The sequence below is a fragment of the Paracoccus saliphilus genome (assembly GCF_028553805.1).
In the GTDB taxonomy this organism is placed as follows: Bacteria; Pseudomonadota; Alphaproteobacteria; order Rhodobacterales; family Rhodobacteraceae; genus Paracoccus; species Paracoccus saliphilus.
The window spans coordinates 820,601-832,468 of record NZ_CP067140.1 but is presented as its reverse complement, the minus strand read 5'-3'; the positions used below and the strand labels follow the sequence as shown (position 1 = coordinate 832,468).

Below are 11,868 nucleotides of genomic sequence, written 5' to 3'. Positions count from 1 at the left end.
TCTAATGGTGGAAGATGTCTTTTTCATCCCCCCAGCCCAGCAAATCCAGATGGGCCCGCGCCGGGAGGAAATCGAAACAGGCCTGCGCAAGGCCCAAACGATTCTCGCGCCGCAGTCGTTCCTCCAGCGCCTCTTTCAGCTTGTGCAGGTACAGGACGTCCGAGGCGGCATATTCCAGCTGCGCGTCGGAAAGATCCTCGGCGCCCCAGTCACTGGTCTGCTGCTGCTTGCTGACATCGACATCGACTAGCTCGTTCAGCAGGTATTTCAGCCCGTGCCGGTCGGTGAAGGTCCGCACCAGCTTGGAGGCGATCTTGGTGCACCAGACGGGCGACGTGACAACGCCGAAGGCGTTCTCCAGTGCGGCGATGTCGAAGCGCCCGAAATGGAAAAGCTTCAGCACCTTGGGATCGGTCAGCATGCGGGCCAGGTTGGGGGCCTCGGTCTGCCCCCGCTCGATCTGGACCAGATGCGCATCGCCATCGCCCGATGACATCTGCACCAGGCACAGCCGGTCGCGGCGCGGATCCAGCCCCATGGTTTCGGTATCGATGGCCACCACCGGCCCAAGCTCCACATCGTCGGGAAGGTCATTCTGATAAAGATGTATACTCATCGCTTCTTCTGCCTGGTGTCTGCATCAAAACTTTGGCCCCACTGACCAGAAACTGCCGCGGCAATCCAGTCAAAACCACCCGATCGGCGGGATTTGCGCGCAAGCATCCTCATTTTTCGTCTCCGACTTTAGGCGGGGTGGCGTCACGGCGCGACTCCTTGCAGACTGTGCAGGTTCACCCCTGGGAGGAGGCGATGAACGAATTATCGCATAAAGCCCACGCCGTCGCGCGATTGGGGGCCGAGGTCGGCGCCACGCTGATCGGCCATGAAATCCTTGTCGAGCGGCTGCTGATCGCGCTGCTTTCCGGCGGACATGTGCTAATCGAGGGGCCGCCCGGCATTGCCAAGACCCGCGCCGTCAAGCAACTGGCCGCGCATCTGCCCGGCAGTCATTCGCGCATCCAGTGCACGCCCGACCTGCTGCCCTCGGACCTGACCGGAACGCAGATCTTCCGGCCCGAGGCCGGCGGTTTCGATTTCATGGCCGGCCCGATCTTTCACAGCCTCGTGCTGGTGGACGAGATCAACCGGGCCCCGCCCAAGGTGCAATCCGCGCTGCTGGAGGCCATGGCCGAGCGGCAGGTGACGACGAGCGGCACCACGCGCCCCCTGCCCGATCCCTTCATGGTCGTGGCCACGCAGAACCCGATCGAGCATGAGGGAACCTTCCCGCTGCCCGAGGCGCAGCTTGACCGTTTCCTTCTGCATCTGCGGCTGGACCTGCCGGGGGCCGAGGCCGAACGCGCCATCCTCGATTTGGTCGAGGCCGAGGGCCAATCGCCGCCTGCCGCGGCAACGGCGGTGACTCCCGAGGAATTGTCGCAGGCACAGGCAGAGGTGGCGCAAGTGCATCTGGCCCCGGCGCTCAAGGATTTCATCGTGCGGCTGGTCATGGCCACGCGCCCGGGCGGCACGGTGGCCGAATGGATCGAGCATCCGGTCTCGCCGCGCGGATCGCTGGCGCTGGCGGCCGGAGTGCGGGCGCGGGCCTGGCTGCATGGCCGCGATCACGGCCTGCCAGAGGATGCCGAGGCGCTGGCTGCCGACGCGCTGGCGCATCGCATGGTTCCCGCGTGGCAGGCCGTCAGCGAAGGCCGCAGCGGACGGTCGCTCGTCGCCGACATCCTGCGCGAGGTGCGGCCTTGGTAGCTCTGGCCCGACTTCCCGATGCTCCGGGAATCCGGTTGACGGCAGAGGAATTGCTGGCGCTACGTCACGAAACGCAAGGACCGGCCCGGCATCGCCCCGCCACGCGCCGCCCCGGCGTGGCCCCTGCGCGACAGGAAGGGGCTGGCATGGATCTGCGTGAAATCCGCGCCTATGTGACAGGTGACGATCCAAGGCGGCTGGACCCCGCCGCGACGGCCCGCACCGGCCAGCCGCATATCCGCAGCCTGCACGAAGATCGCGACGACACCACCTTGCTGATCGCCGATTTCCGCGCCCCGATGCTGTGGGGCACCGGAGAGGCGCTACGATCCGTCCGAGCGGCACGATACCTGGCGCGCATGGGATGGCAGGCGGTGCTGCGCGGAGGGTCTATCGCGGGTCTGACGGTTTCGGGCAGCGGGCTGGCGGAACTGGCCCCGGCCACCGGCGACGCGCATATGGCCGGGATTTCCCGGCTGCTGGCGCATCAGCATGATCACGCGTTGGCCGATCCGGGAGCACCTTCACTGACCGAAGCGCTGGCCCATGCCGCGCGTCTCGCCCCTGCGGGTGGACGGGTTATGCTGGCAACACATCCGGGCGGATGGCAAACGGCCGAGGCTGCGCTGGCGCGTCTCGCCCGTCGACGCAAGGTGACCGTCGCGCTGATGCTGGACGAGGCCGAATGTATCGCGCCAAGTGGTATTCTGGCGATCAGCGACGGCCAAGCCAGCCGCCTTGCCCGCCTGTCGGTTCCGGACCTGTCGGATGATATCAACCGGTTGCGCGCCCTCGGCGCAATCCCCGCAGAGGTGCAGCCGTGACGCATGAGGAAATGCTCGCCGCCCTCGCTCCGTCCCGCCTGCCAGTCGACATGGCGATACTGGGATGGCGCGAGGCCCTTGGACTGGCGGGTCTTGGCCTTCTGGCGGCACTGATATTCTTTGCCCTGCTGTCGCCATGGCTGGCGCGCCGTCCCTCGCGCCGGTCGCGCGTCCGGGCGACGAGGGGTCTGCCCGCACAAGAGCGTATCCTCGCCATCGCCCGCATCCTCGGCCATCTGCCCAAGCGCCTGCGTCCCGCCGCCTATGGCGAAGCCCCCTCCCCGGCGGATGCCGAGATCGAACGCATCGCCCTGCGCAGCCGGGGGCGGAGATGAGTTTCGCGCTGCCCTGGATATTGATCCTGCTGCCGCTGCCGCTGGTGATCCGGCATCTGGCTCCGCCACTGGCCATCCGGCGTCCGGCGCTGATCCTGCCCGACCATCTGGACCGGGCCGCCCGCGCCGAGAGGAATACCGGGATCAGGCAGGGACCGTGGCTCGCTGCACTGGCATGGATGTTTCTGGTGATCGCCATGGCGGGGCCACGAACCGAAGCGATCAGCGACATCATCCCTGCATCGGGGCGCGATATCGTGCTGGCGCTGGACCTGTCGGGCAGCATGATGAAAGAGGATTTCCGGCTGGACGATCAGCCGGTCTCACGGCTCGAAGCTGTCAAGCGCACGGCCTCGGCCTTCGTGGCGGCGCGGCGGGGCGACCGGATCGGGCTGGTGATCTTTGGCGAACGGGCCTATTTCGCCTCGCCCCTGACCTTTGACGTGGATGCCGTCGCCCGCGCCATCGAAGAGGCCCAGATCGGCATATCCGGGCGCGGCACCGCGATTTCAGACGGGTTGGGGCTGGCGACCAAGCGGCTGGCCCACAGCGACGCGCCGACACGGGTGATCGTTCTGCTTTCGGACGGGGTGGACACCTCGGGCAACGTCCCTGCCGTCGAAGCGGCAAAGCTTGCCGCCGGTCACGGCATCCGGGTTCACTCGATCGCGCTTGGCCCCGAGGATCTGGAAAATCAGCCCGCCTCCCGCGACGCTGTCGATGTCGCGACCCTACGCGACATAGCCGCGGCGGCAGGGGGCGAAAGCTTCCGCGTGCGAACCACCGAGGACCTGCAGCGCATGGCCGCCACGCTGGACCGGTTGGAGCCGAACCCGTCCACGCGTCCGCCAATGCGCTATTGGCAATCGCTCTGGATATGGCCCGCCACGCTTGCGCTGATCTGCCTGACTGTTCTTGCCGCCCGGAGGCGAAGATGGGCGGGCTGATCCTGTTGCGAGCATGGTGGCTGTTGGCCCTTCTGCCCCTGCTCTTGCTAGTGCTGTGGATCTTGCGTCGGGCACCCGATGCCGGAGGATGGGAGCGGATCATGCCGCGCCAGATGCTGCGGGCCATGACCGCGCTTGGTGCATTGAGCGGGCGGCAACCGGTCTGGCAGCGCATGTTGGCGCCTTTCGCGATATTCGCGCTGACAATAGGGCTGGCGGGTCCCGCGCTGCCGCGCCGTGATGCACCGGTATTGGCGCAGACCGATGCGGTCATCATCGCCATCGACATGTCCCCATCCGTCGCGAATGGACCGGGGTTGGCCGAGGCACAGGTCACTGCGGCGGGGCTCTTGCAGGCGCTGGCGGGACGGCCCGTCGGAATGATCCTCTATGGCGGCGAGGCGTATACCATCGCCGCCCCCACAGCCGATACCGCCACTCTGGAAACGCAAATCGCCGTTCTGGAGCCCGACACCTTGCCCAATCCGGGCAGCCGTCCCGCCGATGCGCTTGGCCTGGCGGGAAAGCTGCTCGACAAGATGCGCCGGGCCGACCTGATCCTGATCTCGGATGGTGGTGGCGTGGACGCGCAGGCCGAGACGGAGGCCTCGCGACTGGCGGAACAGGGAGTGCGTATCTCGACGTTGCGCCTTGCCGCAATGGCACCCGAAGCGCCCGCCCCGCCCGAGGATGCATTGGAGCGCCTGGTCAGAGGCGGCGGCGAGGCATTGCCCGCCGACCAGATGACCCGGCTGGCGGCCCGGCTTGATCGGCCCGGCGCGGCGGTCCGTGACCCGGTGCTTGTGGCTTTGCAATATCGCGATCTCGGCCCGTTTCTAGCCGCATTCGCGCTTCTACCGCTGCTGGTCATGTTGCGGAGGCAGAGATGAGGGCACCGATGATAATACTGGCCGTCGCATTGGTCGCGCTGGCCGTGGCGGGGCCAGAAGCGTTAGGGCGGCTGGCGCTGCGTGTGGGGTGGGATGGGATGGCCGCCCGCCTGTTATCCGACCCGGCGGCGCGAGGCGTGGCACTGTATCGTATCGGCGACCATCCCGCCGCCGACGAGGCCTTTGCCGAGGCCGGGCGGTCGCAAACCTATAATCGCGGGCTCAGCCTTGCCGCGACCGGGGACTATCCGCTATCGGTCGCCTATTTCGACGCCATGCTGTTCGCCAATCCGGCCGATGCACAGGCCCGCGCCAATCGCGATCTGGTGGCATCGATGTTCCCGCCCGCCCGCGGTGACAGTGTCGCGCCGGGACGGCTGGCCGGGGCCGGGGGGCGCATGTCGGACGAGGCAATCGAAACCAAGCTGCTGGCCAATGCCTCAGGGCCGAAATGGGACCGGCAACTTGATCGCAAGGGGATCGTCGCCAGCGATGAATGGCTGGAGACCATCTCTGACGATCCGGGTGAGTTTCAGCGCCTGCGCATTCGCGCCGAATACGAGCGCCGCGCCCAGTTGGGACTGATCCGCCCGAAGGAGGCGGACTCATGGTGATTCGTCTGCTGCTGCCAATTATCCTTTGGTTGACCCTCACCGATCTTGCCGCGGCGCAAGGCGATACCCGATTGATGATTCTGCACGACCACGGCAATCCGGTCGTCTCGGAGATGGTCGAATTGACGATCCGCGGCGAATATGACCTGACCGTCTCGCTGGAAGAGATGATATTCCCGAACTCGCCCGATTATGACTGGGTCCAGATCGCCCGCGACGATTGGCACAAGGAACGCGTCAATGGCCGCCTGCTGCAGATATTCGAACGGAAGGTAGCAGTCTTTCCAAGCCGCGACGGACCGGTAGAGATCGGCCCGGTCACGCACAACCTGACCTATGTCACCGAAGACCGCAAGCGCGCGGAAACCGAAGTCACCGCCCCGGCCATTACGCTGAATGTCCACCCTTTCCCCGGCGATCACCGCCCGCTTTCGGCGCGTCAGTTGACCCTCACGGATGAGCTGTCCGCCAAGCCGGGTCAGTTGAAACAGAACGAGGTCCTGACCCGCCGTGTCACCATCGAGGCAGAGGGTACGTTGGCACATTACCTGCCGCCGCGCCCCGATCTGCGCCAGCCCTGGATGATCAGCTTCACCGCCCCGGAACAACGCGAAACGATCATGACCGAGCAAGGCCCGCTGGCCCGCGTTGTCTGGGAGTGGCAGTTGCGACCGCATACCGGCGAACCCGCCATCCTGCCCGGCACGGGTATTCCCTGGTTCGACACGGCAAACCGACAGATCGAGATCGCCCCGCTCGCCCCGATCCCTTTCGGCCTCGCCGGCTTTGGATCGAATTTCGGGGCCGTGAACGAGAACGGCGCAGGCAATGGGATAATCGCTGCCGGTATTCTGCTGCTTTGCTGCGCCTGCGGCCTGTCCCTCATGCTCTGGCGTCGCGTCCCACTGCATCGTCATGTGCTTCTCATGCGCCTGCGCCGCCACCTGCCCTCGCCGCATTCACGTATCATGCACGAGGCCGCGAAGCAGAACGATCTGACCACCCTTCGCGCGGCGGCAGAGCGGCATCTGCGCTGGCTGGGCCTGCCCGCGCGGGGGTTTTCCGAACTCGACCGGCAGCTCTACGCGGCTTTACCTCCGCCCGGTTTCGATGCACTGGATTGGCTAGCCGGATTTCGTAAGATGGCCCGGTCGGAAACGCGAATAAAGGAAAGCGACGGAAATGGCCCAAACCAGCGCCCAAAGCTATGACGGCGACCCCCGCAACGATGATGCGCTGATCTATGTGAACGGCGATTTCGTCCATCGCGACCGCGCGGTGGTCTCGGTCTTCGATGCAGGCTTCGTGCTGGGCGATGGCGTGTGGGAGGGGTTGCGGCTGGTCAATGGCAAGCTGCTCTCGCTGGATGCGCATCTCGACCGGTTGTTCGAGGGTGCGCGCTCGATCAGCCTCGATATCGGCATGAGTCGGGACGAGATCACCCAAGCAATCATGGACACCTGTGCGAAGAACGGCTTTACCACTGACACGCATATCAGGCTGATGATCACACGCGGGCGAAAATCCACGCCCAATCAGGACCCCCGTTTCACCATTGGCGGCGCAACCGTGGTCATCGTGGCCGAGATCAAGCGCCCCCGCAGCGAACTGGCCGATAACGGGCTGCGGCTCTTCACTTCGACCTTCCGCTGCTCGACCCCGGATGTGTTCGACCTGCGGCTCAACTCCCATTCGCGGCTGAACCTGATCCAGGCATTGACGCAGGCCATCGCGGCTGGTGCGGACGAGGCTCTGATGCTGGACCCGAACGGGTTCGTCGCAAGCTGCAACTCGACCAATTTCTTCATCATCCGCAAGGGGCAGCTATGGACCTCGCGCGGGCTTTACAGCTTCAACGGAATCACGCGGGGCCATGTGTTCCGGCTGTTCGGCGAACATCTGGGACAGGCAATGGAAAAGGATTTCACCCTGGCCCAATGCTATTCGGCGGATGAGGCCTTCGTCACCGGGACGCTTGGCGGCATCACGCCGGTATCATCCATCGATGGCCACCAGATCGGTGACGGCAAATCCGGCCGACTGACCCGCGAATTAGCCAGTATCTATTGGAGCGATGTCGAGGCCCGGTCGCGAGACGAATAGCCAGGCAAGAATGCCGGTTTCAAACATCCCATCCCCGCTCTTGCAGGATATTTCGCAAGCACGGCAACCGATATCCAGCTGCATGGCTTACATTAATTATTTTCTCGAAAGAACAAAACAGTGCACTCATTAATAACTATCACCCTTTTCAATTGACCTCACCCCGCTTCCAAGCAAAAACACACCACTGTTCATCATTTCAGCAAGCAGGGGTGTCATGATTATTGACTCACCCAGAAATCGCACCAACCCACAATGCGGCCATATTTTTAAAGAAAATACAATCCTTGATAGAGAGGCCTTCGGCTGAATACCCTCTTCGGAGAGAATATCCGCGAATTGCAGTCTTCACAGTAAAAGAATCTTAAAGAAATAAACACTGCCCTCACCCGGAATTACGTTCACTTGCAAGTATATTTTTATCCAGTATTTTTTTCAATGCAGCATCCATGGATCACAAAGAACACTCCGCCGAGATAATCAACAAGTGCCAGTCAAAATCCGCCGGATCGGCGTTGGTAACATCATGGCGGCGATCGATGTTGAAATACGACCTCGATCCGGCGGATAATTATCGCCCCGAACGCCTGACACAGGCAGAGCTATCGCTCCGTCAGGAAGAATTGGGGAAACTTTTACATCTTGTTGCACCGTAGCTTGATCTGCTTTTCAAATTGGTCGGCTTGCCCGGGCGCAATGTGCTGATGACCGATGCCGAAGGCGTGGTGGTGGATCAGCGTGTCAACGACGCGGATATTCCACAATTTCAGGATTGGGACCTGTGGGAAGGTGCAGATTGGTCAGAGACCGTTCAGGGCACCAATGGCATTGGAACCTGCCTGATCGAAGGCCGCCAGATCTGCATCCATCGGGACGAGCATTTCCGAACCCGCAATATCGATCTGTCCTGCATGGATGCCCCGATCTGGGGCCCCGACGGACGGCTGCTGGCGGTGCTTGACGTGACATCGGCTCGCAGCGATCAAGATGAGCATTACAACCACCTGCTCCTGTCCCAGGTTGTCCATACGGCCAAGACGATAGAGGCGATGTATTTTCGGGCCTGCCATACGGATGCCCGAATCATCTCTGCCTCGAAGGACGGCACCGATCCGGCAATGCTGCTGGCGGTGAACCGGGACGATATTGTCATGGGCGCAACCCGCACCGCCCGCCGCGCCCTCAAGCTGGAACGAGAGGGCGATATCAATCACCTGCCTGCCTCTGACCTGTTTGGAGAGGGTGACGACCCGTCAGCTCATGGGTTCGGCGCGGCAGAGCGTATGGTCCTGACCCGCGCCCTGATCCGGGCGGGCGGGAATGTCTCTGCCGCGGCGCGTATCCTGGGCATCGGGCGGACGACCATGTACCGGCGGATGGCTCGGGCAGGAGTTGGCGGAAACCGACATGACTCCGAGTCGCCATAGGAACGCCGGGACTCGGGCGGTTCGATCCGGCTTCGGATCGAGAGCCAAAGTTTGCCCCCGCGATTGTTCCGGATACGGAACAGTTGTTGCTGTCATTCTTTACAGAGAGATAGACAAGAATGTCTTGCATGAGCACAAGGATATACACGCAAAGGCGTGATTTTTTTCCGTGAAAGGTTAATGATATGACTGAATATACTTTTTGGGCGATTAGAGAGAATGCGATAACCTGGGGTTACAAGGACCCACTTTCGGACGGCAATGGAGATCCAGATGGGTTTGCACCGGGATCATCCTTTACAATAAACGATACGTCACAATTCTTCCAAGTTACTGTTAGTGACGATGATTTATATCTCAATCAATATGCTGACTTTGATACTACCCAGATTTGGATTGGCCCAGATGTCGCTCTTAACCCAACATATCCAAATGATCGGTATGCGGCTTCATTGGCCTACAAAACCATAGATGCATTCCCCGGAGGAGGTATCTATAAATTTGGCTCTACTGCTGTAGATAACGACTATGGATTCATAACTTTCTCAGGCCTTCAACCCGGCGATATTAAAGAGGGCGTTACATATTCCATAACCAGTGTCGGGCCTTATGGGACCTATACTGACGACGGAAATGGCAGGGCTCCGAGAATTGCCTACTCTGACCTCTACGGCTATGACCAGCCCTTTATCTGCTTCACCGCCAACACCCTGATCGAAACCGATCACGGCAACAAACCGGTCGAGGAACTGCAAATCGGCGACATGATCGCCACCATGGATGACGGCTATCAGCCCATCCGCTGGATCGGCTCGACCAGCCGCGACGCCATCGACATCGCCCGCAACCCGAAGCTGCGCCCGATCCGCATCCCGGCCGGAGCGCTTGGCGGTGGCCTGCCGAAACGCGATCTGATGGTCAGCCGTCAGCACCGGGTTCTGGTGAAATCAAAAATCGCACAGCGGATGTTCGGTGCCGATGAGGTTCTGATCCCCGCCAACAAGCTGGTGGGCGTGAACGGGATCGAAATCGCGGAAGATATCGACAATGTGACCTATTTCCACATCCTGTTCGACAAGCATCAGGTCATCTTTTCCGAGGACGCACCGACCGAAAGCCTGTTCACCGGGCCGGAAGCCTTGAAGAGCGTGTCTCCCGCCGCAAGGCAAGAGATCGAAACGCTTTTCCCGCAGATCACGGCGCCCGATTTCATCGCCGAACCCGCGCGACTGATCCCCGCGAAAGGGTCCGCCGTCAAGAAACTCGTCGCCCGGCATGTGAAACACGCAACGCCGCTGCTGTGATCCCTCGCTGCGGATCAGGGCGGCGGACCATATCAAGACCGACAGGGGCGGGATGCAAATCCCGCCCCTATTCGTATGAGCATTATCCGAATGAACGCATCCGGTCCGGGATTACCCACCCTCTGCCGGAGCCTCCTCGGGCAGGCTGGGTGCCTCGGCTTCATTCCCGCCTCGCGTCCCCTCCTCGAGCGGTTCGGAATCGGCATCGATCAGCCGGTCATCCTCCCATTCACCCGAGGCCACCTTCCCCGTGGCATAGCGCATCACGCCCTGGCCCTGACGTTTGCCTGCCGCGAAATGGCCCTCGTATCGATCGCCATTGACATAGGTAGCAACCCCTTTGCCGTCGATCTCGCCCTCTTTCCAGCCGCCTTCATAGACGAAGCCATCGGGGGTGGTCAGCTTGCCCTGCCCTTCGCGCAATCCATTGGCAAAGCTGCCGGTATAAACCGTGCCATCGGGATAAGTTGCCTGCCCCTCACCATGACGCTGGCCGTCCTGCCAGGCGCCGGTATAGACATAACCGTCGGGATAGGACATCCGGCCCTGCCCGTGATTCCGGGCATTCCTGAAGCCGCCTTCATAAACCATACCATTGGCATAGCTTGCCTTTCCGTCGCCCTCGATCACGCCATCCACCCACTGTCCCTCGTAGGTCGAGCCATCGGGATAAGTGATCTTGCCGGTCCCGTTCGGGCGGTCGTCCTTCATCTGACCCTGGTAAACCGAGCCGTCGGGATAGGTGATCTTGCCCTCGCCTTCCATCCGGCCCTCGACCCATTGCCCCGTATAGACATATCCGTCGGTCCCGGTGAATGTTCCCTGCCCGTGCCGGCGGTCGTTCACGAACTGGCCATCATAGACTTCGCCATTCGCATAGGTCGCAACGCCCTGCCCTTCACGTTTTCCCTGCCGCATCTCGCCCTCGTAGCGGTCGCCCGAGGGCTGCACGAGAACACCGGTACCCGACATCTGACCGGCCGCCCATACACCGTCATAGGACATCCCGTCCGGCATGGTGAGCTTGCCCTTGCCCGCTGGCTGACCGGCCAGCATCCCGCCTTCATAGACCGCGCCGTCAGGATAGGTGATCTTGCCGGTCCCCTCTTTGACATTGGCGTTCCACTCACCTCCATAGCGATAGCCATTGGGCCGGGTCAGCATACCGTTGCCCTGATGCAACCCCTTGACGAATTGTCCCTTGTAAACACTTCCATCGGCGTAATGCGCCTCGCCTTCGCCGGTGATCTCGCCCGCGATCCAGTCCCCTTCATAGGTGCTGCCATCGGCATAGGTGATCTTGCCCTTGCCGTCCGGCTTGCCCTTGGTAAAACTCCCGACATAGACCGAGCCATTGGGGAAAGTCGCAGTGCCTTGCCCCAGGATCTGGCCATCGACCCAATCGCCTTCGTATTTGTATCCGCTGGGCAGCGTGTAACTGCCTTGCCCATGCTGGCGGCCATTTCGGAACGTGCCCTCATAAACGCCGCCATCATCATATTGCTTGGTGATGACCTGCGCATCCGCCGCAACCATCGTCGCCGCCAGCATCATCGCGAATGCGCCCGCTCTCGTTGCTGCCCATCTTGCCGTCATCATCGCTCTTGCCCCTGACTTTTGCCCCATGGTCTACCCCAAGCGCGCGCTTCGCGCAAAG

At 62.1% G+C, this 11,868-nt stretch carries 12 protein-coding genes; 10 read left to right on the top strand and 2 right to left on the bottom strand.

Annotation, left to right across the window (positions count from 1 at the left end):
* Position 1: 1 nt before the first annotated feature.
* Positions 2-616 (bottom strand): ribonuclease D, encoded by a 615-nt coding sequence (locus tag JHX88_RS03885; protein ID WP_076527570.1) that lies wholly within the window; start codon positions 614-616, stop codon positions 2-4.
* Positions 617-810: 194 nt separating this feature from the next.
* Between JHX88_RS03885 and JHX88_RS03880 the strand changes: the two genes are divergently transcribed.
* The 10 genes from JHX88_RS03880 (at position 811) to JHX88_RS03835 (ending at position 10,211) form a co-directional block, all read left to right on the top strand.
* Positions 811-1,767, top strand: coding sequence for an AAA family ATPase (locus tag JHX88_RS03880; protein WP_076527572.1), 957 nt, complete (start codon positions 811-813; stop codon positions 1,765-1,767).
* The gene (locus tag JHX88_RS03875; protein ID WP_272848181.1) at positions 1,761-2,591 is read left to right on the top strand and encodes a DUF58 domain-containing protein; all 831 of its coding nucleotides are present in this window, start codon (positions 1,761-1,763) and stop codon (positions 2,589-2,591) included. Before JHX88_RS03880 ends, JHX88_RS03875 begins: the two co-directional genes overlap by 7 nt.
* Positions 2,588-2,926, top strand: coding sequence for a hypothetical protein (locus JHX88_RS03870; protein WP_076527576.1), 339 nt, complete (start codon positions 2,588-2,590; stop codon positions 2,924-2,926). The genes JHX88_RS03875 and JHX88_RS03870 overlap by 4 nt, the downstream gene beginning before the upstream one ends.
* Positions 2,923-3,873 (top strand): VWA domain-containing protein, encoded by a 951-nt coding sequence (locus tag JHX88_RS03865; RefSeq protein ID WP_076527578.1) that lies wholly within the window; start codon positions 2,923-2,925, stop codon positions 3,871-3,873. The genes JHX88_RS03870 and JHX88_RS03865 overlap by 4 nt, the downstream gene beginning before the upstream one ends.
* On the top strand, positions 3,861-4,763 hold the full coding sequence (locus tag JHX88_RS03860) for a vWA domain-containing protein (protein ID WP_076527579.1): 903 nt from the start codon (positions 3,861-3,863) through the stop codon (positions 4,761-4,763). The genes JHX88_RS03865 and JHX88_RS03860 overlap by 13 nt, the downstream gene beginning before the upstream one ends.
* 8 nt (positions 4,764-4,771) lie before the next feature.
* Positions 4,772-5,377: a tetratricopeptide repeat protein gene (locus tag JHX88_RS03855; protein WP_272848180.1), complete on the top strand. Its 606-nt coding sequence runs from the start codon at positions 4,772-4,774 to the stop codon at positions 5,375-5,377.
* Positions 5,371-6,588, top strand: coding sequence for a BatD family protein (locus JHX88_RS03850; RefSeq protein ID WP_076527583.1), 1,218 nt, complete (start codon positions 5,371-5,373; stop codon positions 6,586-6,588). The genes JHX88_RS03855 and JHX88_RS03850 overlap by 7 nt, the downstream gene beginning before the upstream one ends.
* Positions 6,560-7,480, top strand: coding sequence for an aminotransferase class IV (locus JHX88_RS03845; protein WP_076527585.1), 921 nt, complete (start codon positions 6,560-6,562; stop codon positions 7,478-7,480). The genes JHX88_RS03850 and JHX88_RS03845 overlap by 29 nt, the downstream gene beginning before the upstream one ends.
* A 704-nt stretch (positions 7,481-8,184) precedes the next feature.
* On the top strand, positions 8,185-8,907 hold the full coding sequence (locus tag JHX88_RS03840; RefSeq protein ID WP_336389924.1) for a helix-turn-helix domain-containing protein: 723 nt from the start codon (positions 8,185-8,187) through the stop codon (positions 8,905-8,907).
* 185 nt (positions 8,908-9,092) lie between these two features.
* Positions 9,093-10,211 (top strand): Hint domain-containing protein, encoded by a 1,119-nt coding sequence (locus tag JHX88_RS03835; protein ID WP_084203256.1) that lies wholly within the window; start codon positions 9,093-9,095, stop codon positions 10,209-10,211.
* 111 nt (positions 10,212-10,322) lie between these two features.
* Here the strand turns inward: JHX88_RS03835 and JHX88_RS03830 are convergent, their stop codons facing one another.
* Positions 10,323-11,810, bottom strand: a complete 1,488-nt coding sequence (locus JHX88_RS03830) for an MORN repeat-containing protein (RefSeq protein ID WP_419182354.1) — start codon at positions 11,808-11,810, stop codon at positions 10,323-10,325.
* Positions 11,811-11,868 lie beyond the last annotated feature (58 nt).

Excerpts from the sequence above, each read along its gene's own strand:
- JHX88_RS03885 (WP_076527570.1), bottom strand. The coding sequence starts at position 616 with ATGAGTATACATCTTTATCAGAATGACCTTCCCGACGATGTGGAGCTT.
- JHX88_RS03880 (WP_076527572.1), top strand. The coding sequence starts at position 811 with ATGAACGAATTATCGCATAAAGCCCACGCCGTCGCGCGATTGGGGGCC.
- JHX88_RS03865 (WP_076527578.1), top strand. The coding sequence starts at position 2,923 with ATGAGTTTCGCGCTGCCCTGGATATTGATCCTGCTGCCGCTGCCGCTG.
- JHX88_RS03860 (WP_076527579.1), top strand. The coding sequence starts at position 3,861 with ATGGGCGGGCTGATCCTGTTGCGAGCATGGTGGCTGTTGGCCCTTCTG.
- JHX88_RS03855 (WP_272848180.1), top strand. The coding sequence starts at position 4,772 with ATGATAATACTGGCCGTCGCATTGGTCGCGCTGGCCGTGGCGGGGCCA.
- JHX88_RS03850 (WP_076527583.1), top strand. The coding sequence starts at position 5,371 with ATGGTGATTCGTCTGCTGCTGCCAATTATCCTTTGGTTGACCCTCACC.
- JHX88_RS03845 (WP_076527585.1), top strand. The coding sequence starts at position 6,560 with ATGGCCCAAACCAGCGCCCAAAGCTATGACGGCGACCCCCGCAACGAT.
- JHX88_RS03840 (WP_336389924.1), top strand. The coding sequence starts at position 8,185 with ATGACCGATGCCGAAGGCGTGGTGGTGGATCAGCGTGTCAACGACGCG.
- JHX88_RS03835 (WP_084203256.1), top strand. The coding sequence starts at position 9,093 with ATGACTGAATATACTTTTTGGGCGATTAGAGAGAATGCGATAACCTGG.
- JHX88_RS03830 (WP_419182354.1), bottom strand. The coding sequence starts at position 11,810 with ATGATGACGGCAAGATGGGCAGCAACGAGAGCGGGCGCATTCGCGATG.